The organism is Synoicihabitans lomoniglobus (assembly GCF_029023725.1).
GTDB lineage: Bacteria > Verrucomicrobiota > Verrucomicrobiia > Opitutales > Opitutaceae > Actomonas > Actomonas lomonigloba.
This window is the reverse complement of the sequence record NZ_CP119075.1, coordinates 2,182,676-2,205,509: the sequence shown is the minus strand read 5'-3', so window position 1 is coordinate 2,205,509 and position 22,834 is coordinate 2,182,676. Positions and strand designations below refer to the sequence as shown.

Below are 22,834 nucleotides of genomic sequence, written 5' to 3'. Positions count from 1 at the left end.
GCAACCGACAGGATCAATTGCCCGAATCGGGCAGGAGGTCGGAATCGAGTGCCGCTTGGGCCGCGGCTTCCTCGGCCGCTTTCTTGGAGGTGCCGCGGCCGGAGCCCATGAAGGTGTCCTGCAAATACACCCGCGCCTCGTATTCGCGGGCATGGTCCTCGCCCGCGATGTGGTCGACCTCGTAACGCAGCGCGTTGTTGCCGTGGAGGGGTTGAATACGTTCCTGGAGACGCCCCTTGGGGTTTTCGCTGGGAATAACCTGGCTGAGACGGCGGGCCAGATCGCCGTAGAGTTTCAGGATGATGTCGCGCGCCGACTCATAGCCGCTGTCGGCATAGATCGCGCCCAGGAGTGATTCGAAGGCATCTTCCAAGGCGGCGGCCCGGTGGCGTCCGCCGGTTTGTTCTTCGCTGGTCGCGAGCAAGAGGTGCGGTGCGAGGTCGATCTCGCCTGCCAGCAGCGCCAGGTAATTACCTTTGGACAGCGCGGCGCGACGTTTGCTCAGAGCGCCCTCACGGTCGGACGGATAAAGCGCATAAAGCGCTTCGGTCAGAATCAGCTGCAGCACGGCATCGCCGAGAAATTCGAGCCGCTGGTTGTTGTCGGACGCTTCGGGGTGATCCTGCAGCCACGACGGATGGGTGAGGGCGAGAGTAAGCAACGAGGGATCGCGAAACTGGTATCCGATGCGTTGTTGAAGGTGCTCGATCGAGGCGGACATACGGGGTCAGTTATCGGAGCGCGCCGAAGCGGAGGCGTAAAGATTCAACGTCACCGCGTCCCTCACGACGACGCACTGGAATAGCGCTTGAGACCGCGTTGAAACACCCCGATGGCGATGGCGAGCCACGCCGTCGTGGCCGCCAGCAACCACGCCGTGTAGGTGCCGGAAAGTCCGTGGATCAAGGTGTGGGCCGGCGCATTGGTGACGACGACGGTGGGCAGCACCCAAACGAAGGCGACTTTGGCGACGCCGGAAAACGCGGCCCGCGGCAGGCGGGAAAACTCATAGAGCGTGAAGTAACCGCCTTCGACACCCTGGCTGCCGATCGTCCAGAAACTGACCGAGGCGATGAGCAGCAACATGGCAAAACTGATGCCCACGCCGCAGCCGACGAACAAGGCGTAGGTCAGCATGTCCGCCAGTGAGGGCTCCAGTTGCAGCTTGCCGACCGCGTAGACGACGACGGCGAGCGCCACGAAAACATTGAGCAGGCTGTCGAGATCGATTTTCCGGGTCGAAACCATGAACAGCATGTTGCCGGGCTGGGCCAGGAAGAAGTCGAAGTGGCCGGAGCGCACGTTGCGGCCCATCTCGAAGAGGTTGCTCCAAAACAGTCCCATGAGCAGGCGCTGGATGAGCATGGAGGTGCCGAGCAGGAGCAGCATCTCGTATTTGGTCCAACCCGCGACGGCATCGGTGTGCTGGTAAATGACGGCGATCGAAGCGATGCTGACCGCCATCCAAAACAATTCGACCAACGCCCACATGATGAAGTCACCGCGAAACATCATCGAGCGGACGATCGAATACCGAACCGAAGCGAGCCAGATGCGCAGGTAGTGGATCATGCGATACGGGAGTGGTTCAGCCGCCGACGGCGGTGTGGCGTTTGAGACCGCGTTGCCAGAGCAGGTTCGCGACGCCGAGCAAGACGACCACCCAGAAAGCCTGAATGGCAAGTCCCTGAACCGCGACGGCTTGGTCGATGCGGCCGGTGAAGATCGCGGCCGGGAAATACATCTGATAATAGTAGGGCAGAAACTGCGAGATCCGGAACAGAGTATCGGGCAGCAAATCGAGTGGAAAGACCTGTCCGCCAAGCAGCGACTCAATCGCCATTGATAGAATTACGAACGATTGGATTTCCAAAAACCAGAACGTCAGCATGCCGAAAATGTAGGCGATGGTGAACTGGATCATCGCCGACATAAAGGCGGCGGGAATGCCGACCGCGATCCGCCAGGGCTCGTCCGGAAACGTCAGATAATCGCCGAGCAGCGGCAGCGCGATGACGAGGGGCAGCAGCGCCAGCAAACCCGAGACGAGGCGGGCGGAGACAAAGATGACAAACCGGTAGAGGAAATAATTGATCGGTTTGAGTAGGAACTGGTTGATGAGCCCGTTGCGGATTTCCTCGCTGATCTGGTAGTCCTCGTTAAAGGCCCCGATGAAGAACTGGAGCACCAACAGGCAGATGAAGTAAGTAAGCGTCTGATCGAGGCTGAACCCGCCGATCGTGTCATGGCCTTGAAACGCCGCGCCCCACAGGACGAAGACGAACACCAAGTGCAGCAGCGAGAACGCCGCGCGCAGGGCGAAGTTCCACCGGTAGACGATGTTGCTCTGCAGCCCCACGTTGAATACGTGACGGTATTTGACGAAGAGCAATCGCATGGCTGACGAAGCAGAGGCGAACGACGCGACGGGTTTCAGCGACCCGGGGTGAGGCCGAATCGCTTGATCACCTCGGCTCCGAGCTCGCGGTAAGCCACGGCACCGGCCGAGGCGTTGTCGTAGGCAAAGATCGGTTTGCCGAAGCTGGGAGCCTCGCTGAGGCGCACGGAGCGGGGGATCAGGGTGTTGAAGATCTTGTCCGGCAAGTGGGCGCGCACTTCGTCGACGACCTGTTTGGCGAGGTTGGTGCGGCCGTCATACATCGTCATGATCACACCACCGAGATTAAGATCGTTATTGAGACCGGCATCGCGGATGCGATCCACATTGCGCAGAATCTGCCCGAGACCCTCGAGCGCCATGTATTCGCTTTGCAAGGCGATGAGGAGCTGGTCGGCCGCGGCGAGACTGTTCATCGACAGCATGCCCATGGACGGCGGGCAATCGATGATAATGGCGCGGTAGCCGTTGCTGGCCTTGAGTGGACGGAGCACCTCCGAAAGACGGGCGAGGTAGTTTTCCGACTGGGCAAGCTCGACCTCGGCCGCGGCGAGATCCTCTTCGCTCGGGATCAGGGCGAGATGCTGATACTCCGTGGGCGTGATCATTTCAAACACGCTGCCTTCGCCATTCAGCGGGCCGTAGAGACTGCGCCCGGCCTGCTTTTCCACGCCGACCGCACTGGTCGCGTTGGCCTGGGGATCGAGATCGATCAACAAGGTGTGGATTTTGCGTTCGGCGAGAGCGGCGGCCAGATTGACGGCGGTCGTGGTTTTGCCGACGCCGCCTTTTTGATTGGCGATGGTGAAGATGGTGGTGGGCATCAGGTGTAAGGAAGCGGAATCAGGGGAAGCGACGAAGCCAGCGAAAACCACTAAAAAGTGTGGTGGGCCCGACGAACCGCAAACCCAAGTCTTTCGAGCGAAGCGCGAGGATGGAGGAAGCAGCAGGTGTTGGAATGGAGAGATTTCGGGGTGAGCAGGTCTGACCGGGAGGAGGAATGAAACGGCGCGCTCGGCGAGCACGCCCTACCTCGAGCCGGTGAATTGAGGTGTCTTGTTGCGTCCGGGGAGATTGGTCCGCCTTCGTTCTTCGAACCGTGCCGCGCGGCGGCTAAGCGGTTCGATTACGCCCTTCGTCGGAGCGAACGGCGTTTATCTCAAAACGAAAAACGCCCACCGAAGCATTTCGATGGGCGAAAAATTGGAGGCGCGGGGCGGTCTAGCGGCGTAGCCGCTGGTTTGACATCGAACCGCGTCGCGCAGCGGCTAAGCGGTTCGATTACGCCCTACGTCGGAGCGAACGGCGTTCATCTCAAAACGAAAAACGCCCACCGAAGCATTTCGATGGGCGAAAAATTGGAGGCGCGGGGCGGAATCGAACCGCCGATAGAGCTTTTGCAGAGCTCGGCCTTACCACTTGGCTACCGCGCCTTAATCTGAGGAAGGCGGACGTTGCAAAGATTCCTCGGGGCGCGCAAGTCCTGAAAGTGATTTCTCTGCGTGAGTCCGATTTTACGTTCAAGCCGCGCTGGGCGAGGGCGACGGTGAAACCCGGGGGGCCGCCACTGGCGGCTGGGAGTCTCCGCGCAGATACGTGAGCGACAGACTGAAACGGAACGTCGAGCCTTGGCCCAGTTTACTTTCCACCGAGATCGCACCGCCCATGAGCTCGCAGAGCCGTTTGGAAATCACGAGGCCCAGCCCGGTGCCGCCGCGGCGGCGCGTGCTGGATGAATCGAGTTGGCTGAAGGGCTTAAACAGTTCTTTAACTCGATTTTCGGGAATGCCGATGCCGGTGTCGGTGACCGACACGAAGAGTCGAAGTTGTTTCTGGTCACTGTCGGGAATGTCTTCCCCGCGGGAGCACGATACGCTGACGCTGACGCTGCCGTGTTCGGTGAATTTGAGGGCATTGCCGATGATGTTCATCAGCACCTGGCGCAGGCGGCCTTGATCACCGTTGACGATGACGGGCACACCAGGGTCGACCTTGAGGCTGAAATCGATGCCGAGGTCGCGGGCGACGTTGCCGAAACTGCGTTGGATCTCCTGCATGCATTCCCGCAGGGCAAAGGCGGTTTTTTTGACCTCCAGCTGTCCTGCTTCCAGTCGCGAGACGTCGAGGATGTCGGCGATCAATGTCTCCAGCGTCATGCCGCTTTGGTGGATGTTGGAGATGTATTCAATCTGGTCCGCCGTCAGGGGCGTCTCGCGCATGAGTTTGGCGAAGCCGATGACGGCGTTGATTGGCGTGCGAATTTCGTGGCTGACGACGGCGAGAAATTCACTTTTAGCCCGATCGGCGGACTCGGCGGCGTTCTTGGCCTCGATCAGTGCGGCTTCAGCCTGTTTGCGAGCGCCGATGTCGTGGCCGACCGCTTGGTATTCCAACAGCGCACCGGACTGCGATTTGATCGCGCGGTGCGTCCACATGAATGCGTTGGGGGTGCCTTCGTGATTCGTCAGCGCGACTTCGAACGAAGCTTTGTCGGGCAGATTGCCTTGGAAATCCCGCGTGGGGTAACCCTGTTCGAAAATCGGAAAAACCGACCCCAATATCTGCCTGCGCTTTTGGCCGTAAAACTTGGCGAAGGCCGAATTCACGAACGTTATTTTGCCATCGGCGCGGTAACGGCAGATGAGATCTACCTGATCCTCCACGATGCCGCGATAGCTGGCCTCCACTTTCTGGAGGTTCTGGGCCATACGCTCGATCTGGCGGGCGAGGCCCATGATTTCATCCTGTCCCTGTTCAAGCTCCGGCTCGTCGGGCAATACATAGGCGGTTTCGGCTTCATCGTCGGCGTCGAAGTTGCGGGAGCCTCCCTGTTGCTTGGCCGTGCGATTGATCTCGCGAAGCTTAATCATGAGGGTGCGGTCCCACACGTAGCCCGCCAAAACCAGCAATATGGAACCGATGATGGCCAGGCCGAGCAGCCAATAGGTCGTGCCCAGTCGCTCGCGCAGATTTTCGTCCGTCGCGAGCGCCACAAGCGTGGCCGCCAAACTCAGCGCCAAAGCCATGATCATGGCGGTTTTTCGCTGAAGGAGGTCACCCATGGCGAAAAAACGTAACAACCGCTGGGTGAGAGTCTAACGTAAAAAGCGCAAATCGCTTACACTAGTCTGCCTTTAAATGTAAGTTCAGCTACGGCCGATTTATCCTGTCCGCCGACGCCCAGAGCGCACAGCCGCTCGTATTGCAGTTTGGTCGCCGAAGCGAGGGGAAGGGGGAGTCCGGCTTGGGTGCCCAGAGTCCAGGCGATGCCACTGTCTTTGGCGGCATGGGCCGCGCTAAAGTAGCACTCGTGGTCGCGGTTTTGCATGTCTTCGCCGTCGGTTTTGAGCACTTGGGAGTTGGCTCCCGTTTGGGAAAACACTTCGCGCAGCATGTCCAAATCGAGGCCCAGCGCGGCACCCAACCCCAGTCCCTCGGCGAGCGCCGCGGTGTTGACGTTCATGATCATGTTCACGAGCGCTTTCACCTGGGCGGCGGAACCGGCGGGGCCGATGTAGCGGAGATCCTGGCTCAGGTCGTCGAGGACGTTTTTGACGTCGTCGAATACCGCGCGTTCCCCGGCGCACATCAGATAGAGGGTGCCTTGGCGGGCTTGGGGGATGGACGACGCCATGCAGGCCTCGAGTGAATGGGCTCCGGCTCCGCGGGCGCGTTTTTCGATCTCGACGTGAATGTCGGGCGTAATGGTGGCACAGTTGATGAAAGTGGTGTTTTCGGCGCCAACGAGCAGCGAATCGCCCTCGGTGCTGAAGACGGCGAGTTGGGCGGCGTCATCGGTCACGACGGTGATCACGATATCGGCGGCCGCGGTCACCGCGGCGAGGGAGGAGGCGTGGGCCGCGCCGATTTCGGTGGCGAGTTCGGCGGCGAGCACCTGGGCCGAATCATAAACGGCGGTCACGGTGTGACCTTGATCTTTAAGACGACGCGCCATGTTGGCGCCCATGCGGCCGACGCCGACGAATCCGATTGTTGCTGTCATGTGCTGAGTAAGTTGAAGTTGGGTTTACGGGGAAAAATGGCAGGGCGAAGTGGTGCTGGAATCAATGGGCGAAGACCGGGTTGTGTTTCTTTTCCTGGGCCAGCGTCGTGAGCGGACCGTGGCCCGGAGCGATCACCGTGTCGCGGGGTAGATTGAAAATTTTCGCGCGGTTGGTCCGCAGTTGTTCGGCAAAGCCGGTCGGGCTGCCGCCCACCGAAGAAGCGAAGAGCGAGTCTCCCACCACGGCCAACGGCCAACTGAGGCCCGACACGAAAAATGTGGTCTGGCCGACGGCGTGGCCTGGCGTGAGCAGGGTTTTAATATCGTGCGAGCCGACGTGAAAATGAACGCCCTCCTTGAAGTTTTGCGCCCCGGGATGCTCGACCGGTGCATCAACGTGGGACCATACTTCGGCATCCGGAAATGCGGCGGTAAGTCGCGGCAGGTCGATGATGTGATCTTCGTGGGTGTGGGTGATGAAGATGTATTGCAGGCGGAGGCGCTCGGTCTTGATCACGTCGATCATGTCCTCGGTCGATGCTCCGGTGTCAAAGGCGGCCGCTTCCTTGGTTTTGGGATCCCAAATGAGATAGCTATTCACCGTCATGTCCTCGAACGGCGTGTTGAACGCGGCGAATCCGCGCGGAAAGACGGGGATTTCAGGATACCAATTTTTGCGGGCGAGCGCTTCGAGCGCATTGGGGTTGAGGCGCAGATGGCGGGCGACGCGACGGATGACCGCGATGATCATCTCGCCGTTCTTGACCTTGGCCAGGTCCTCCAGCGTGACCTCGGATCGAGCGGCGAGGTCTTCGTCGCTGATGTGGAGGCCGCGTTGAACCTTGTTGATAACATCGTCAAAATTGTCCTCGAGCGGAATGAGCGGCATAGATGAGCGAAGTTGCTGCATCGATGGAGCACGTGCAAGTGTGGGAGCCCTGAAAATTGAATCACATTTTCAGCGCGGCGGTGAACGACGCGGTCGGATGACGCTCATGCGCAGCCCCATATGGCGGCAAAACGGTCCGATGGAAAACGCGTCGGCTGCGCCGTCCATGGCGTGGAACCGACGGTGCGGTCGGCGCGTTTAGCGGGCGTTTAAAGCTCAGTATGCCCCGATCCGACCATGGGGGCGGGCGTCGAATCAGGCTCGTTTCGGTAACGAGACTTTGAAGACGCACCCGCCGGTGGCGAGATTCTCCGCCGAGATCGTGCCGTCGTGCGCTTGCACGATCTTGCGGCAAATGGCCAAGCCCAAGCCCGTGCTTTTTTCGCCGCCGGTGGGTTGAACCGAAAGGCGGCCAAAGTCCTTGAAGAGCTTGTCGGCTTCGCCCGCCGGGATGCCCGGACCTTGATCGATGACATGAAGGTTTTGCGCCGTCTCCGAATCACGCAGCACGATGCGAATGGTCGATCCGGGCGGGGAATACTTTACGGCATTGCTGAAGAGGTTTTCCGCCACCTGCCGCATTTTGGCTTCGTCGAACAGCATGTCGGGAATGTCGTTGGCGATGACCAGCACGAGTTTGGTCTTCTTGCGGGTGGCATCGAGGTTCGCGAGCGAGACCACTTTCTCGACCAGCGTTTTCAACGATCCCATCTCGGGGTTGAGCTTCAACTCACCCGATTCGATGGTCGCAACATCAAGGAGTTCGTTGACCAGCGAGAGCATGCCATTGGCCGTCGTCTCGATGGTCTCGGCCATGTCGAGTTGGTCCGGCGTTAATTTCCCGATGATCGGATCCTTGAGGAATTGCGCCAGGCCGCGGATGGAGGCGAGTGGGTTACGCAGGTCGTGCGAGGCCATGCCGAGGAAGCGGTTCTTGGCTTCGTTGGCCGCTCGCAGTTCGCCGATGAGCACGCGGGTCTGAATGTGAGTGTTGACGCGGGCGACGACTTCGGCCTCCCGGATGGGCTTTTGCACGTAATCGACCCCTCCGGCGGCAAACCCGTCGATGACGCCTTTCGTGTCCGTGGTGGCGGTCAGGAAGATGACTGGGACCGCTTCCTGGCCGTAGGTTTGCTTGAGCTGTCGGCAGGTCTCGTAGCCGTCGATGCCGGGCAACATGACATCCAGCAGGACCAGATCCGGGGACTCGGCGGCGTATTTTTCGAGCGCTTCCTCTCCAGTGGTCGCCACGATGACCTCAAACTTCGCCCGTTTGAGCACCCGCGACATCATGACGTTGTTGATACGTTCGTCGTCGACGACGAGAATCTTGTGCCCGGCGAATGGAGACTCCTCCGCTTTGCTCGGACCGGAGTCCGACGAGACCGGGAACGGTGACGTCGTGCGGTCCTTGGGGAAAAACTCATCTGTGGTTGCCGAACTCATCGCCGCTCAATCGATTGCTGGTTTTAAATCAGTTATGCCCCACGAAGTGGCCGTGCGAGCTCGGTCGCAAGTGCAATGCGAGGATGTTGCGGTAAAGCAACGGTGAAGCGTGGTCCTGCTTCGGACCCTGGTCGGGCTCTAATCCCGCGAGCCCACCACCACCAATGCCATGCCACCACCAGACGCGAGGTGAGCTCCGCCGGGAACCAGAATCAAGGCTGCGTGATCATCTCCCGCTGGATGGGTGTCCCGGATCTCGGCGGCAAGTGCGGGTGGTAGCCGGCGGGTCGTCAGCAGATCGCAATTGATGGAAATCGTCGGTTCTCCCGCTGTCACCATCAGGCCCGGCTGGTTGCGTCGCGCCCAGTCTTCAACGCATCCCACCAGCAGCACGTAGGAAAGCGTGTCCGGGTGTTCGTGCCAGTAGGCGATCTCCTCCGGATAAGCGTCGCGGCGAATCACCTCGCGATAGGCGCGGTTGATCACGAGCGCGTATTCCTCCGGCGATGCAGCCAAAGATTTCAAGTGTTGGCGGACCGACGCGGCATACGACCGGCTGTCGCTGCTCGGGGCGGTCGAAGGTCGCTTCTCACCGTATGCGTCGAACCAGGCGCGGTCCTGCACTCGCCCGGTTTCGGCCGCATCGTTGAGCCGGGTCTTTCCAATTTGGGTCATGACTTCCTGAAACGATTTCAGGGCGGAAAATTCGTCGGTGTTGGCCAGCTCTGCCGTCGTGGCAGGTCGACCGAGGGTGAGCATATAGGCGGCGTCGATTCGCGCGGATGTCATGGTTTTGGCTACCGCCGTAGCGTCGCACGCCAAACCAACCGCGAACAAGCCGAGGAAACGAAGGAGGAGAGAGGGACGACGCATGAGCAGCAGCGCACATCGCGAGCTGGGTGGCGTCAAATTGAACTGATCTGAGCCTCCGTGAGCGTTGAACGGCAAGCAACCGATCCACCGCCGGAGATCGATCTCGGGCTGGAACCTCCGTTGTCTTTGGGGAAGGTTGAAATTGATTCAGCGGTCCTTCGCACCGGACGGTGCCGCTTTCCCATTATTGCTCATGTTTTCCCCTCGCTTCATTCGTCTCCTCCGTCGGAGGACCACCGTGCTCGGATTCGCCGTCATCGGTTTGTTCCAGGCAACCTCACTCACCGCCCAACCCTCGGGTGGTCCCTACGGCCCGATCCAGCAGCACTATGATTTGCCCGAGGCCGGGACGATTTATTACGTGGCGCCCGATGGCGTTGACAAGGCGACCGGCAAGACGCTGGCGGCACCGACGACTCTGGCGACCGCCATCGCACGAGTGGTTACGGGCGATGCGATTGTGATGCGCGGCGGCGTTTACCGCACCGGCGGACTCAAGTTGAACCAAGGCGTCACGATCCAACCCTACGCCGATGAACGCCCCGTGGTGAAGGGCACGCGGGTCGCGACCGATTGGGAGGCGGCGGGCGAGGGCGTCTGGCGCACGGCGTGGACTCGGTTGTTCCCGGCCGCTCCAGCCGATTGGTGGCGCCGCCACGAACGCAATCTCAGTCGCTCACCGCTCCACATGTTCAACAATGACATGGTCTTTGCCGATGGCCAGTTGCTCGGCGCGGTCGGCAGCGCGAACGATCTCGATACCGCTTCGCACTACATTGATTACGCCAACGGCTACGTTTACATCGGCACCGATCCGGCGGAAAAGCTCATCGAAATCACGGCCCACAACAGCGCCTTGCAACGCACGATTCGCGACGTGCACGGGAAGACCAACGACCGGGTGGGTCCGACTCTTCGCGGTATCACCTTTACGCAATACGCACGCCTGGCCCTGGAGATCGAAGGCACCGAACCCGGAGCTTACATGTCGCCCGACAACTTCGGCAAAGAGGTCATCGGCACCACGTTTGAACATCTCACCATTTCGCACTGTTCACGGGTCGCCGGCTACTTTCGTGGCGATGGTCTCACCATCCGCCATTGCCTGGTTTCCGACTGCGGCACGGAAGGCATCTATGTGATCAATTCCGCCGACGTGCTGCTCGAGCGCAACATCGTGACGCGCACCAACAGTGCCGAAAATCTCGTCGGTTACTTCGCCACCGCGGTGAAGATTTTCAACCAGTCCTACAACGTCACCTGCCGCGACAACCTCATCATCGACAATCCCCATGCCAGCGGCATCTGGTATGATGTGGGCAACGTCGACGGCGTGTTCGTAAACAACTGGATCGAGACCACGCAGAATGGGTTTTTCTTCGAAATCTCCAAGGGCGCGATTTGTGCCGGCAACGTTTTCGTGAACTGCCCGACGGGCCTGCGGGTGCTCAATAGTTCGGGCGTGCGCGTGTATCAGAATACTTTCTACAACAGCGAGGCAGCCTTCCAGCGTTCGGCGCGCAGCCACACCGCGGGCGATCACTTTGGCTGGCACGCCAGCGCCGGTCCCGACGTGGCGGAACGCCACAGTCACGCGTTCGTGAATAATCTGCTCGTGAGCGATGCCTCGTTCGAACGCCCGCTGCTCAACTTTTGGCAGCAGGACAGCGTCAACGATTTACTCACTGCGCCGCAAGTTGATGCCATGGACGGCAATGTTTATGTCCGGCCGGCCCGGACCGAAACGCCGCCGCTGATCAACTGGAGCCCCACCGTGGGCGAGTCGCACCGCACCGAACTCAGCGCGCCAAGTGAATTGCACGCTTTGCAACCGAACTTCGAAGCTCACGCGCACAGCTGGAGCGATTATCACGGCCCGCTTTTCCGGAGCGCCGAGTTGAAGAACTTCGAACTCGATGCCGCTTTTGTCGGTGCCACCTCGGGCGTGTCGCTGCCACCAGACGTGCGAAAACAATTGGGCTGGCCCGATGGTGTCACGTTTCCCGGTGCCTTCGCTCCGGCGCGATTCGAGTAGCGCGATTCGGCACGCCCAAAAGCGCGCCTGAGGTAGGGCGGTTTCGCCGAAACCGCCGAGCACGTATGCCGGGGCCGTTTTAAGATCCCTGCCGCCACTCGGCTGCACCGCCACCGCGCGCGCGGCGAGCACGCCCTACCTTGCGGTTGGGCCGCAAAACAAAAAGGACGCCGCGAAAACGGCGTCCTTTTGGAAAACGAAAGGGAGACTTGAGTCGTCTTACTTCACCTCAAGCAACTCGACGTCGAAGATGAGAGCGGAGCCCGGCGGGATCGTGCCCTTGTCTTGATCGCCGTAAGCGAGATCGGAAGGGATGAAGAACTTCCACTTGGAGCCGGTCGGCATGAGTTGCAGACCTTCGATCCAGCCCTTGATCACACCCGTGACGGGGAACTCGATCGGCTCGCCGCGTTGGACGGAGCTGTCGAAGACCGTGCCATCAACGAGGGTGCCATGGTAGTGGACCTTGACGGTGTTGGTGGCGGTCGGCTTCGGGCCGGTGCCGGCGGTGATGACTTCGTATTGGAGGCCCGAGGCCGTGGTCGTCACTTCCGGACGCTTGGCATTCTCCGCGAGGAACGCTTCACCGGCCGTCTTATTGACCTGAGCCTTTTCCTGGGCGGCGGCTTGGGCGGCGGCGCGGATCTCGACGAAGGCGGCCTGCAGCTCGGCTTCGGGCACTTGGGATTCGGCGCCACCGATGCTGTCGCGCATACCGGCGACGAGCGCCTCGACGTCGGTTTCAAAACCGGCGTTGCGGGCGATGTCGGCGCCGATGTTGCGGCCAATACCGTAGCTGACCTTTTGTTCGGTCGTGGTGTAAGTGGGGGCGGGAGTGGAAGCCGCGGGAGTCGCGGCGGGTTTTTCAGACATGGATTCTTTCGTAGCGGGTTCGGATTTTTGGCAGGCGACCAAACCCAGCAAAAGGCAAGAGGAGAGGACGGTGAAAAGTTGGGAGGAACGGGATTTCATAGAATGAACCGCCGAGTGAGCCGAACGATCGCGCCGCTGACAAGGCGTAGATTGGCAAAAGGGGAGCGCGGTTCGCGGGAGCCGGGGAGGGCCGAGCCGGAAGCTAGGCGGTGGATCAAGGGGGGGGGGCGGGAGATGTGACCCGAAGGTGCAATTTGCAATATGATGTCAGGATCGCCGCCGCGGGAGCGTTTTGACCCTGAACCTGTGTTCAATACCGCCGACGACCCTATCGGTCTGCCCGGGAGAGAGCACTTTACCCCGCATTCCAAAATATTTCAGTCATGAAAACCATCCGCCTCGCTCTGCTTTCCGCGCCATTTGCGGCGTGTGTTCTGTTCCTCTCAGGCTGCGTGACCGCCCTCGCCCCGCATCCGAAATCGGTGGAAGTAGCCTCGGGTGTCACCACCACCATCGATCGGGTTTCGGGCACCAATCTGGCGATCGCCTCCGCGAACCCCCTGCTGGATCAAAACATCATTGCGGCCGCCACCGCCAAGCACGAGGAGGATAGCTCGGTCACGCAGGCCAAGTTGCAGAAGATTCGCGACGACCTGGAAAAACAGCGCGCTGAGATGAAGGACCTATTGACCAATATGGTTCAAATTGGCGGAGCCGCCATCGGCGGCACCATCAACCCCAGCAACGCCGTCGCGCAGGTCTTCAAAACTTTCGTGGACAAGGACAAGGAGGCCAAAACGGAGGTCAAAGCTGACGTGCATGAGACCAAGAAAGCGCTCGAAGCGGATATCAATAAGGTCAAAACCGATATTGAAGTGACCCGATCAAAAGTGACCGAGGCGACCACCGCGTTGGCGGATAAAACGATGGAATTTCAATCCAAGTTCGCGAGTCTCAGCGAGGAACAACGCGAGAAAATCAACCAACAGGTTGGCGTTGAACTCGCCGCCGCGGGTCTGAGTGAAACTCAAATCCAAGCACTCAAAACCAAGGCGGCCGATGACGGCATGGATCTCGCCGGATGGTTGGCTACGGGAGGTGCCGGTGCCTTGGGGCTCGGTGCGTTGGCGCGGACGCTCGGCAAGAGCCGTGGGCAAAAGGAAATCGACGAGCTCTGGGACATCACCAAGGACTTGGAGGTCAAGACGACCGAGGTGAAGGTCGCCAAGGAAATGCAAGCCAAGCTCGAAGCCCACTTGGCCGACTTGGAACGCCGCATGTCACGATGACGCGGGTAGGCGGTTTCGCCGAAACCGCCGCATTCATAAGGATACGCCCCCATCACGGACCCAACTCACTGCCGCGATGGTCAACTCACTCACAGTCGTCCACCAAGTTTGATCAGCAAGTCCCGGGTGAGCTTGATGCCCGTGTCTTCGTCGATGTCCGAGCCTTCGAATTCCGCGCCGACGAAGCCGGAGAAGTCGGAGTCTTTGACGATCTGCATGAGACGACGGAAATCCATGGTGTTTTCTTCACCGTCGGGACCAAAGCCAAAGGTCTTGGCGCTCACGCCCTTCGCGTAAGGCATGCTCTGAGCCGTGCCGGTGTAAATATCGTAGGACCAACCCTCGCGACGGCTGCCGTAGTTGCCAAAATCGGGCAGAGTGCCAACGCGCGGGTGTCCGACGAGATCCATCAACGCGGCCAGCCAGGCCCCGTTGGACGACAGACCGCCGTGCGGCTCGACGATGACGTTCAAACCATACGTGTCGCCGATCTCGCACAACCGACGCAGACCATCGGCGGTGCGGTCGAGTTGGGTTCCATAGGATTCGCTCGCTTCGGAAAACGCGTTCACGCGAATGGCGTGGCAACCCAGCGTGCGCGCGGCTTCGAGCCAAGGGATGTGGGCCTCGACGGACGCTGTTTGTTTGGCGGCATCCGGATCGCCGAGTCGGCCACAACGATCGCACATGATGAGCACATTGCGCACGCCCGCCCCATCGGAGACCCTTTTTAATTCAGCCGTCACGGCCGGAATGAAGCCCTCCATGTAGAACTGGTTCACGTATTCCACCGCCGTGATGCCGAACTCGCGCTTGGTGATTTCGGCAAACCGCATCTTGTCGCGATCACCACTCCAATAAGCTTTGTGGTTCGACCACTGCGCGAGCGAGATATCGAACCACGTCTCGTCCATGGCCGATTCGCCGGACTCGTGATGAGCGGCAGACAACGAACGAGAAGCGAGCGCGGCAGCAGCGAGACCAAGCGTGCTCTGAGCGAGAAAATGGCGACGAGAAGACATGGGGCGTAGACGGGGGAGGTTTTGAAAGCTGAGAAACGAATGACTAAAAACCTGAAATCAGGGGCAAGGCAACGCATGCCAGCACCCCGACAGAGGCAAGCAATGACGGGGTGAGTTTACGTTATCAGAAAGCTCGCCAAATATTCTCACGTTCATCAACTTCCGACACGTTCGTATCGTGCCGGTCTGGCCACTGGCAGAAACGCGAAACGAAATCCCGTCGCAATACCCCATGAAGGCCAATATCTCGCTCCGCCCTGCAACCCAACTGATACTGGGCGCATGTCGACGACTTGAATCTGTCAAGATTCAAGCAATGTCCCCTTCGGTTGGCTCCAAGCAATGTCCCCTTCGGTTGGCTCTGTCCCCTTCGGTTGGCTCAACTCCTTTGGCTTGGCCCACCCTTTTCCGTCCCTTAGTTAGCGTGGGAGTGACAAGATGGATTTGCGGGTAATCCCAAAAATGTGTTCATTCCGAGGCTTGACTCAATGAAGGGACATAAACTCGGTCAAGATGATGAAAATTCTTAAATTAAGAATGGTATGGGAACGGCTAGCGCGCGAAGATCCGTTTTGGGCAGTTTTGACTGTGAAAGAAAAGCGAGGAAATCGTTGGTCGCCATCCGAGTTCTTTGAGACAGGGAAGGTCGATGTGACAATGTGTTTAGAACAATTGTCTGCGCTGAATTTCAACATTGAACATCGCAACGCTCTCGACTTCGGTTGTGGAGTAGGTCGCCTTACCCAAGCACTAGCGGGTTCGTTTACTTCAGTGACTGGTGTCGATGTTTCAATGAATATGATACAGTTAGCGCGTCAGTATAATAGTCATGGAAGTAAAATTATTTATCAGCATAATCCTAAAGGAGACTTAGATATATTTCCTAATCAGACCTTTGATTTTTTGATTAGCTTGATTACGCTTCAACATTTGCCTCGGGAGCTTGCCATTGCCTATTTGAAAGAGTTTGTCCGCATATGTCGTCCGGGGGGGTGTGTATGTGTGCAAATAGTAACCGAGATTTCCAGTTCAAGCAAGAAAATTACTTATTACCCGCCGACTTTATTGAAGCGCCTATTGAGATGGATTCGGAAAAAAACGGGAATTGGAGCATCAATGGAAATGAATGCATTGCCACTTAAGGTAGTGGAAAGTGTCATTAGTGACGCAGGCGGGGAGATAATCTTTGCCCGCGAGCATTGTATGTCAGAAGAGATTCAAGGAAAAATATTTTTTATTAGATGCTGATGAATTTTGGACGAAGTGGCCCCCCTTGGTTGGATAAGTTGGACTAGTCGTCAGTATGTGCGGTCCGGAGGTGTGTGCGACGGCGGGTCCAAGATTCCGAAACCTTGAACCCGCCTTGATTTAGAAAATAACGATGGACCTCAGTGCACGAAAGTCATAACAGTTAGATGACTGACTCCATCTGTATTGTGACGAAGGAGGGGGCTTTACCATGACTCCCACCAGCTTTTTAAGACACCGAGATAGAGAGTTCCTTCGGTGGGGCCTCCAGGGTATTCAACAACCGGCTCAATAACGCTATTTTCGTTCCATTCATTAAATGAAGTTATCAGCAACCAATTCAAATTAGGTGCATAGACCTTAATGTCAGCAAGTTGCTGGCTGAATCTATATGCGGAATCTCGTGGGATGTATGTGTTGGATCCGCCAACAAGTTGGGTGTCGTTAAAGCTTGGGCATGCGACCATGATTTTTTGGGACATCCCAGGCTCAAATTGATTATATTTGTTTAGTGCTTGACTGTATGATCCGTTTGATTGCATCGGCTGGTATGGAGCCCAACTTCCTTTGTTTGGGTATAACAGACTTCGGACTGTGCTCACCTTATTGCCTAACGAGCCAATATACCAAATCCATGTTGATGCGCCTATGTCGGGCCTGACAGCTAAAACAGTTGATATAACATCTTTTGTTACAGCTGGACTGTCCCAATTAAAGAACCCTAATATTTTACGTCCATCTGGATCGTGTAAATAAGATGATCTGGAGAACCACTGATGATCGTTTTTAATGATGTCATATCTTTGAATGAACCAGTTTACGCTGTTGTTGACGTAATTGCTATAGCTTCCTCCGGAGTTGTAGTGCTGCGATTTTATGGCTTGCAGGTCAGCATCAGGCTCAATGAGTAGGGCAATTTTTGTAGGAACGAGATCTGTCCGATCAAATAGAAGCATAATTTCAGAATTAGTGACTCCACCCGCAGCCCAAAACGAAACCATAAGAAAGTCGATATGGTATTCATTTGCCCATTGCAAATGCTGATCAATTACGGGAATACTTAGACTGCTGTATTCACCGAGAGTTGGTTGCAGGATATGTCCTGGTGGGGTCCAATGGTGGCCGTTAGGGCCATACCATGGATAATAAAATGCCCCCATTGTAGGTTTCCCATGGAGTGTAGCAAAACTAAATAACAGAATTATCGTAAGTAGCATTCTTTTCATTGGGTATTTGTTATTATGTGACATCTTGTCGGGACGGCTCAATTTATTCGCAGTTTTTCCGGTGTAGTCAACTGATTATCCGGAGCGGCGATGGATAAATATGATATATTTAGATACTGGTGGAAATACCTAGTTAAATGGTGGTTTTTATATGCTATATATAGGGTGGGAATTATCACTAGTCAGGTTTGATCATGCACGTGGGTAACAATGGCTGGCTGATCGCCGCAGTGCAAAACGCTCTGAGGCTGAGGGTCAGACCAACGGTGTCCGGTTCATACCCCCTTCTGGTCGATCCCACTCCTCACTGCGCCGCGCAGCGGCTTCGTTCATCAAGACGATGCAGAGAATTCGGGCCAGCGTGATCGGGCCTGAGATGGTGAGACACGGTCGTCTCTTATTTGGTGGGTTATGGGTTTAGTTGCGGGTTAGGCAATCGGGTTGTGCATTGCCCCCCATGGGGGGCAAGATTTTTGCCTCCGCCTGCATCGGGCTCAGGTAGCCCAGAGAGGCGTGTTTGCGGAATCGGTTGTAGAAGACTTCGATGTAGTTGAAGACGTTGGCGCGGACTTGGGCTTCGTTGGCAAAGACGTGGTCGCGCACTGCGGCCGTTTTGTAGCGACCAAAGAAGGACTCCATCGCGGCATTGTCGTAGCAGTTGCCCTTGGCGCTCATGCTCGGGTGCATTTTCAGCTTGGCCAGCAGGCGTTGGTAGCGATCCGCGGCGTAGGTGCTGCCCCGGTCGCTGTGATGCACGATGCCGGCGCGGACTTCGCCGCGGGTTTGCACGGCGTTTTCCAACGCGGTGCAGACCAGGGCGGTGTCGTTGCGATCGGAGACGCTCCAGCCGACGATGCGTCGGGTGCATAGATCCATCACCGTCGCCAGATAACACCAGCTCTCGTCCGTGCGCAGATAGGTGGTGTCGGCCACCCAGATCTGATCGCGATGCTCCGGTTTCCCCAACTGCTTGAGTAAGTTGGGATGGTAGCCAAACAGATGCTCGCTGTCGGTGCCCATCGGCTTGAACCGGGCATGGGAGCGGCCGACCAACTCCAACTCGTGCATCAGGCGCAGGGTGCGATCACGGCCACAGTCCACGCCCTGCTCACGCAGATGTTGGTGGACCGGCCGGTAACCGTAGGGGCCGCAAGCCCGACGCACGACTTGCTCGATCACTGGCTTGATCGCTTCGTCCTGCTCTCGGCGGACCGAGGGTCTGGCCTCGATCCAGCGGTAGTATCCGCTGCGCGAGACGCCGAGCGCTTCGCCCATCTCGGCCACGTCATACCTGTGCTGATGTTTTCGCATGAACACGAAGCGGCTCACTCGTCCTTGGCGAAGTAGCTCACCGTTTTTTTTAGGATCTCATTGATCCGCTTTTCTTTCGCCAGTTGCTTGCGCAGCTGGTCGATCTCGGCGGCCAACTGGGTCGGGCTCGACTTCGCGTGCGGCGGACTCGCCGCATCCATCTCGGCCAGTTGCTCGCGTTTCCAGCGGTAAAGCAGACTCGGGTTCACATCCAACTTCCGGGAGACCTCCGGGGCACTCAGCCCGTCCATGATCATCAGCCTGGCGGCTTCGCGCTTAAACTCGGCGCTGTGTCGGTTTCGTTTCACTTTGGGTTTCTCTTTCTAAGAGATTCCCGTGTCCATTTTTCTCAGGCCCGATCAGTCGGACGAACCGCCTTTTCCGGCCTACACGTTGGCCCGATCCGAAATGAGGGTTCTCGAGCCCACGGCGGAGGGGCGCCACTACCAGTTGATGGTGGGATTGCCGCCGAGCTATGCCGAGAATTCCGACCGGGTCTATCCCGTGGTCTACGTGACCGATGGGTATTGGGATTTTCTAAAGATGACCAACGCGCACGGCGGATTGGTTTACGACAAGGTGGTGCCGGAGTTCATCGTGGTGGGGTTGAGCTATGCCGGGGAGAATTTAAACTACGGTCAAATGCGTGGTTGGGAGCTCTCACCGGTGGCGATGAACGGTAATCCTGCGACCGGTCACGCCGATATGTTTCTGGCGACGATCAAGGATGTCATCATTCCATTTATCGAATCGGAGTATCGTGCTGATCCGTCCTATCGGGTGATGGCGGGCGCGTCATTGGGCGGATTGTTTACGCTTTATGCGATGTATTCCGAGCCCGAGCTCTTCCAAGCCTGCATCGCGGCGACGCCGGCGGTCGTGGTGGGCGATGACTGGCTGCTCAAGTATGAGGCGCAATTTGCCGCTTCGGGCAGGCCCTTGCCAGTGCGGCTTTTTGCCAGCGGCGGTGGCAACGAGTCCCCGACGTTTCTGAGCGGCATTCTTCGTTTCAATTCACGGGCCGCGAATAGTGACTACGCCGGCTTTGATTACCAGTTTCGCATCATCGATGGTGAACGGCATGCCGGCATGCAGATCGAGTCGTATACGCGCGGCCTGCGTTTCGCGTTCGAGCCGCTTGCGCCCGAAACCGGACCGTCTCAGTAAGCTAACCTGAGCGGCAGCAAACTACTCGATCCGGCGCAGTTGCAGGGTGTCGATGATCTTGCCGCGGGCGAGGGCGTTGGTGATGACGACGCTGGTCGTGCCGACTTGGCACCAGTTGCGCTCACTGAGAAGGTGAAGCGCGGTGCGGATGGTTTCCTCGGGGTCGTCGTGGAACGTGATAAGAAACGGTTCCACGCCCCAGGGAAGCAGGAGTTGTCGGAAAATCGACTCGTTGTCGGTGAAGGCGAAGATGGGCACGCCACGGGCACGCAGGGCACCGAGGGTGTAGGCGAGAAAGCCGCTGCGGGTGAAGACGATGATGGCGCTCTCGCCGAGGTCTTGGGCGAGCTTGGCGGCGGAGCGCAGCATCTTGGCCTTGGGCTCGTGGAGCTGCAGGTTGCGGTTCAGGTCGGTGCTGACCGAGGGCTCGATGCTTTGAATAATGTTCTTCATCACTTGCACCGATTCGAGCGGATAGGCTCCGACCGTGGTCTCGCCGGAGAGCATGACGGCGTCGGCCTGTTCGCGCACGGCGTTGGACACATCGGAGATTTCGGCGCGGGTGGGCATGGGCGAGGAGATCATGGTCTCCAATAAATGCGTCGCGATGATGACGGGTTTGCCGGCGGCGCGGCAGGCGGCGACCATTTCGGTCTGCACGAGGGGGAGGCGGTGGTAGTCGATCTCGATACCGAGATCACCGCGGGCGACCATGACGCCGTCGGCTTCGGCGATGATCTCCGCCATGTTGCGCACGCCGGCTTGATCCTCGATTTTGGCAATGATCTTGGCGGGCGATTTCAGCTCATCGAGGAACCGGCGTAGCGTGCGAATATCTTCGGCCTGGCGCACGAAGGACAGCGCGACGAAATCGATGCCCGCCTTTACGCCGGCGCGCAGATCGTTTTCGTCCTTCGTCGTGAGGCAGGGCAGGTTTACGAAGACGCCGGGGAGGTTGATGTGGCGCTTCGAGCCGATGGAGCCGGGCGTGAGCACCTCGCAGCGCACGCGCACGTCGTCTTTGTCCAACACGCGCATCCGGATCAGGCCGCTGTCGATGAGCACGACGGTGCCGACAGACAGATCGCCGGGGAGACCCGGGTAGTTGACCGAGACCGACATGACGCCCGCAGTCGGCTCGACGGATTCGATGTGAAACTCGAATGGGTCGCCGGTTTTGACCTCGAAGGCTTTCTCGACTTTTCCGGTGCGGATTTCCGGGCCCTTGACGTCCATCATGACGCCGACGTGGCGACCGACCTCGGTGGAGGCTTCGCGCACAAACCACATGGCATCTTCGACCCATTTGTGGGTGGCGTGCGCCATGTTGAGGCGGAGGATGTCGACGCCGGCGGTGATGAGTTGGGCGAGCATTTCCTTCGACTCGGTTGCCGGGCCGAGCGTGGCGATGATCTTGGTCTGACGAAAATAGGAAGCGGGGAGCGGCATGGTGGTGGAGCTGAGGCTGGAATAGCAGGAAGAGCGCCAGCAAAGCGATGGATCGGTGCCCCGGCGATACGCGAAAAGTGAAGATATGACGACGCGCGAACCGGGGTCCCGGCGCTCTCGCCGGCGAGGTGAATTCAACGAATGAACAGGACGCGTTTGCCTAATGACGCGCCGTTCTCATGGATGCCCGGTCTCATTTGCCCTATGCCCATCAACGCGCTGATTAACGAACCCGTCTCCGATCCGATTTCCCTTTACCGCTACCGCGACGGACTCGCGGCGGTGGATCTCTTGGCGGTGGCGGTCGCCCATCTCGATTTGTTCACGTGGCTGGCGGACAATCCGTCCACGTTGGCGGCCATTTGCCAGAAGTTTGAAATCCATCCCCGGCCGGCTGACGTGATGATGTCGCTGACCACGGCCAACGGACTGACCACGCTCACCGGTGGCGTGTTTCTGGTGACGCTGCGGGGGCGCGAACATTTGTCGTCCGGATCGCCGTGGGACATGGGGCCGTATTTTGCTTCGATGAAGGATCGGCCGTCGACGTTGGCGATGTTGGAGGTGTTGCGCACGAACCGGCCGGCCAATTTTGGCAGCTTCGATCCCCAGGCGTGGGCGCAGGCCATGGAACGGCCGGAGTTTGCCAAGGCGTTTACGGCCGCGATGGATTGCCGCGGCGTGCTCCTGGGTCCGGCCATCGCGCGGCGCGTGGATTTGGCGGAACGGAATGCGGTGCTTGATATCGCGGGCGGCTCCGGGATCTACGCCTGCGCCATGGTGGCGAATCACGCGAACCTGCGCGGAGCGGTGCTTGAGCGGGCTCCGGTCGATCGCATTGCCCGGGATTCAATCGCGGCGAAAGGTTACAGCGATCGCGTCGATGTGATCACGGGCGACATGTTTGCCGACACCTGGCCCACGGGTTTCGATGTGCACCTCATGTCGAACGTCCTGCACGATTGGGATGAGCCGAAGGTGCGCGAGTTGCTGAAGAAGTCCTACGACGCGCTTCCCGTGGGCGGGGTGCTGTTGCTGCACCACGCTTATCTGAACGTGGAGAAAACGGGACCGTTGCACGTCGCGGAGTTCAGTGCGCTACTCATGCAAATCACAGAAGGGAAATGCTATTCGTTGGGTGAAATGCGGAGCTATCTGGTTGACGCGGGATTCCAATGGGGCGGCGTGAAATCCACGGCCGTGAGCCGCAGCGTGATCATTGCGATCAAGGAGTAGTCATCGCACGGTGGTTTTCCGAGCGATTGCCCCGCCCATATATCGCCCCAAGTCGTCCGGATTGACCGCGTGAGCCCGGAGCAGGCGACGGCGGTGTTTCATTTCTACTGGGTAGGAGCGAGCTTGCTCGCGATTGCGGTTGGAGCCGGAGGGGGTGATGGGCGAAGCGCCCGGAAATCGCGCGCAAGCACGCTCCTACGAGGTGATGTTGCGCTTTAAATCGAGGCACTAAAAGGCCGCCGCCCCGGAGGGCGGCGGCGGGGGGTGTTTCCTATTTCCGGGGTAGCGAGCTTGCTCGCGATTGCGGTGGAGTGGAGCGGGGAGGGTGATGGGCAAAGCGCCCGGAAATCGCGCGCAAGCGCGCTCCTA

Annotated in this window: 20 protein-coding genes and 1 tRNA gene; 5 read left to right on the top strand and 16 right to left on the bottom strand. The window is 58.6% G+C overall.

Features of this window, described 5'->3' with window-relative positions; genetic code table 11:
* Positions 1-13: 13 nt before the first annotated feature.
* The 10 genes from rnc to PXH66_RS08675 form a co-directional block, all read right to left on the bottom strand.
* A complete protein-coding gene (rnc, locus tag PXH66_RS08720; protein ID WP_330927664.1) occupies positions 14-721 on the bottom strand; it encodes a ribonuclease III in 708 nt (235 codons plus the stop codon).
* Positions 722-783: 62 nt separating this feature from the next.
* Positions 784-1,572 carry an ABC transporter permease gene (locus PXH66_RS08715; RefSeq protein ID WP_330927663.1) on the bottom strand — a complete coding sequence of 263 codons (789 nt, stop codon included), beginning with the start codon at positions 1,570-1,572 and terminating at the stop codon, positions 784-786.
* Between the two features lie 16 nt (positions 1,573-1,588).
* The gene (locus PXH66_RS08710; protein ID WP_330927662.1) at positions 1,589-2,398 is read right to left on the bottom strand and encodes an ABC transporter permease; all 810 of its coding nucleotides are present in this window, start codon (positions 2,396-2,398) and stop codon (positions 1,589-1,591) included.
* 35 nt (positions 2,399-2,433) lie between these two features.
* Positions 2,434-3,222, bottom strand: a complete 789-nt coding sequence (locus tag PXH66_RS08705; RefSeq protein WP_330927661.1) for a ParA family protein — start codon at positions 3,220-3,222, stop codon at positions 2,434-2,436.
* A 535-nt stretch (positions 3,223-3,757) separates the two neighbouring features.
* A tRNA-Cys gene (locus PXH66_RS08700) sits at positions 3,758-3,831 on the bottom strand.
* Positions 3,832-3,918: 87 nt separating this feature from the next.
* Entirely contained in the window at positions 3,919-5,460 is a 1,542-nt protein-coding gene (locus PXH66_RS08695; RefSeq protein WP_330927660.1) for a PAS domain-containing hybrid sensor histidine kinase/response regulator, read from the bottom strand.
* A gap of 56 nt (positions 5,461-5,516) precedes the next feature.
* Positions 5,517-6,401 carry an NAD(P)-dependent oxidoreductase gene (locus PXH66_RS08690; protein WP_330927659.1) on the bottom strand — a complete coding sequence of 295 codons (885 nt, stop codon included), beginning with the start codon at positions 6,399-6,401 and terminating at the stop codon, positions 5,517-5,519.
* Between the two features lie 61 nt (positions 6,402-6,462).
* Positions 6,463-7,290, bottom strand: a complete 828-nt coding sequence (locus PXH66_RS08685; RefSeq protein WP_330927658.1) for an MBL fold metallo-hydrolase — start codon at positions 7,288-7,290, stop codon at positions 6,463-6,465.
* 255 nt (positions 7,291-7,545) lie between these two features.
* Positions 7,546-8,736 carry a hybrid sensor histidine kinase/response regulator gene (locus tag PXH66_RS08680; RefSeq protein WP_330927657.1) on the bottom strand — a complete coding sequence of 397 codons (1,191 nt, stop codon included), beginning with the start codon at positions 8,734-8,736 and terminating at the stop codon, positions 7,546-7,548.
* Positions 8,737-8,874: 138 nt separating this feature from the next.
* A complete protein-coding gene (locus PXH66_RS08675; RefSeq protein WP_330932323.1) occupies positions 8,875-9,525 on the bottom strand; it encodes a hypothetical protein in 651 nt (216 codons plus the stop codon).
* A 277-nt stretch (positions 9,526-9,802) separates the two neighbouring features.
* On the opposite strand from PXH66_RS08675, the gene PXH66_RS08670 reads away from it, so the two are divergent.
* Positions 9,803-11,644: a right-handed parallel beta-helix repeat-containing protein gene (locus PXH66_RS08670; protein ID WP_330927655.1), complete on the top strand. Its 1,842-nt coding sequence runs from the start codon at positions 9,803-9,805 to the stop codon at positions 11,642-11,644.
* A 219-nt stretch (positions 11,645-11,863) separates the two neighbouring features.
* On the opposite strand, the gene bamJ is transcribed toward PXH66_RS08670, so the two are convergent.
* On the bottom strand, positions 11,864-12,517 hold the full coding sequence (bamJ, locus tag PXH66_RS08665) for a BamJ family beta-barrel-assembly machinery protein (RefSeq protein ID WP_330927654.1): 654 nt from the start codon (positions 12,515-12,517) through the stop codon (positions 11,864-11,866).
* Positions 12,518-12,900: 383 nt separating this feature from the next.
* Here bamJ and PXH66_RS08660 point away from each other — a divergent pair, with 383 nt between their 5' ends.
* On the top strand, positions 12,901-13,806 hold the full coding sequence (locus tag PXH66_RS08660) for a hypothetical protein (protein WP_330927653.1): 906 nt from the start codon (positions 12,901-12,903) through the stop codon (positions 13,804-13,806).
* A gap of 89 nt (positions 13,807-13,895) precedes the next feature.
* Here PXH66_RS08660 and PXH66_RS08655 read toward each other — a convergent pair whose 3' ends face one another.
* A complete protein-coding gene (locus PXH66_RS08655; protein ID WP_330927652.1) occupies positions 13,896-14,828 on the bottom strand; it encodes a sugar phosphate isomerase/epimerase family protein in 933 nt (310 codons plus the stop codon).
* Between the two features lie 513 nt (positions 14,829-15,341).
* Here PXH66_RS08655 and PXH66_RS08650 point away from each other — a divergent pair.
* The gene (locus tag PXH66_RS08650) at positions 15,342-16,076 is read left to right on the top strand and encodes a class I SAM-dependent methyltransferase (RefSeq protein WP_330927651.1); all 735 of its coding nucleotides are present in this window, start codon (positions 15,342-15,344) and stop codon (positions 16,074-16,076) included.
* A 206-nt stretch (positions 16,077-16,282) separates the two neighbouring features.
* Here PXH66_RS08650 and PXH66_RS08645 read toward each other — a convergent pair whose 3' ends face one another.
* The 3 genes from PXH66_RS08645 to PXH66_RS08635 form a co-directional block, all read right to left on the bottom strand.
* Complete coding sequence (locus PXH66_RS08645) at positions 16,283-17,326, bottom strand: glycoside hydrolase family 71/99 protein (protein WP_330927650.1); 1,044 nt, start codon at positions 17,324-17,326, stop codon at positions 16,283-16,285.
* 393 nt (positions 17,327-17,719) lie between these two features.
* Positions 17,720-18,613 (bottom strand): IS3 family transposase, encoded by an 894-nt coding sequence (locus PXH66_RS08640; protein WP_330932026.1) that lies wholly within the window; start codon positions 18,611-18,613, stop codon positions 17,720-17,722.
* A 14-nt stretch (positions 18,614-18,627) separates the two neighbouring features.
* On the bottom strand, positions 18,628-18,921 hold the full coding sequence (locus PXH66_RS08635) for a transposase (RefSeq protein ID WP_330932027.1): 294 nt from the start codon (positions 18,919-18,921) through the stop codon (positions 18,628-18,630).
* A gap of 28 nt (positions 18,922-18,949) precedes the next feature.
* Between PXH66_RS08635 and PXH66_RS08630 the strand changes: the two genes are divergently transcribed.
* Positions 18,950-19,780 (top strand): alpha/beta hydrolase, encoded by an 831-nt coding sequence (locus tag PXH66_RS08630; RefSeq protein WP_330929667.1) that lies wholly within the window; start codon positions 18,950-18,952, stop codon positions 19,778-19,780.
* Between the two features lie 21 nt (positions 19,781-19,801).
* Here the strand turns inward: PXH66_RS08630 and pyk are convergent, their stop codons facing one another.
* Positions 19,802-21,229 (bottom strand): pyruvate kinase, encoded by a 1,428-nt coding sequence (gene pyk, locus PXH66_RS08625; protein WP_330929666.1) that lies wholly within the window; start codon positions 21,227-21,229, stop codon positions 19,802-19,804.
* Positions 21,230-21,433: 204 nt separating this feature from the next.
* On the opposite strand from pyk, the gene PXH66_RS08620 reads away from it, so the two are divergent.
* Positions 21,434-22,465 carry a methyltransferase gene (locus PXH66_RS08620; protein ID WP_330929665.1) on the top strand — a complete coding sequence of 344 codons (1,032 nt, stop codon included), beginning with the start codon at positions 21,434-21,436 and terminating at the stop codon, positions 22,463-22,465.
* The last annotated feature ends 369 nt before the right edge of the window (positions 22,466-22,834 follow it).

Excerpts from the sequence above, each read along its gene's own strand:
- PXH66_RS08690 (WP_330927659.1), bottom strand. The coding sequence starts at position 6,401 with ATGACAGCAACAATCGGATTCGTCGGCGTCGGCCGCATGGGCGCCAAC.
- PXH66_RS08695 (WP_330927660.1), bottom strand. The coding sequence starts at position 5,460 with ATGGGTGACCTCCTTCAGCGAAAAACCGCCATGATCATGGCTTTGGCG.
- PXH66_RS08675 (WP_330932323.1), bottom strand. The coding sequence starts at position 9,525 with ATGACATCCGCGCGAATCGACGCCGCCTATATGCTCACCCTCGGTCGA.
- PXH66_RS08655 (WP_330927652.1), bottom strand. The coding sequence starts at position 14,828 with ATGTCTTCTCGTCGCCATTTTCTCGCTCAGAGCACGCTTGGTCTCGCT.
- PXH66_RS08715 (WP_330927663.1), bottom strand. The coding sequence starts at position 1,572 with ATGATCCACTACCTGCGCATCTGGCTCGCTTCGGTTCGGTATTCGATC.
- PXH66_RS08705 (WP_330927661.1), bottom strand. The coding sequence starts at position 3,222 with ATGCCCACCACCATCTTCACCATCGCCAATCAAAAAGGCGGCGTCGGC.
- PXH66_RS08680 (WP_330927657.1), bottom strand. The coding sequence starts at position 8,736 with ATGAGTTCGGCAACCACAGATGAGTTTTTCCCCAAGGACCGCACGACG.
- PXH66_RS08620 (WP_330929665.1), top strand. The coding sequence starts at position 21,434 with ATGCCCATCAACGCGCTGATTAACGAACCCGTCTCCGATCCGATTTCC.
- PXH66_RS08685 (WP_330927658.1), bottom strand. The coding sequence starts at position 7,290 with ATGCCGCTCATTCCGCTCGAGGACAATTTTGACGATGTTATCAACAAG.
- PXH66_RS08650 (WP_330927651.1), top strand. The coding sequence starts at position 15,342 with ATGATGAAAATTCTTAAATTAAGAATGGTATGGGAACGGCTAGCGCGC.
- PXH66_RS08645 (WP_330927650.1), bottom strand. The coding sequence starts at position 17,326 with ATGTCACATAATAACAAATACCCAATGAAAAGAATGCTACTTACGATA.
- PXH66_RS08660 (WP_330927653.1), top strand. The coding sequence starts at position 12,901 with ATGAAAACCATCCGCCTCGCTCTGCTTTCCGCGCCATTTGCGGCGTGT.
- pyk (WP_330929666.1), bottom strand. The coding sequence starts at position 21,229 with ATGCCGCTCCCCGCTTCCTATTTTCGTCAGACCAAGATCATCGCCACG.
- PXH66_RS08710 (WP_330927662.1), bottom strand. The coding sequence starts at position 2,398 with ATGCGATTGCTCTTCGTCAAATACCGTCACGTATTCAACGTGGGGCTG.
- bamJ (WP_330927654.1), bottom strand. The coding sequence starts at position 12,517 with ATGTCTGAAAAACCCGCCGCGACTCCCGCGGCTTCCACTCCCGCCCCC.
- PXH66_RS08640 (WP_330932026.1), bottom strand. The coding sequence starts at position 18,613 with ATGCGAAAACATCAGCACAGGTATGACGTGGCCGAGATGGGCGAAGCG.
- PXH66_RS08670 (WP_330927655.1), top strand. The coding sequence starts at position 9,803 with ATGTTTTCCCCTCGCTTCATTCGTCTCCTCCGTCGGAGGACCACCGTG.
- rnc (WP_330927664.1), bottom strand. The coding sequence starts at position 721 with ATGTCCGCCTCGATCGAGCACCTTCAACAACGCATCGGATACCAGTTT.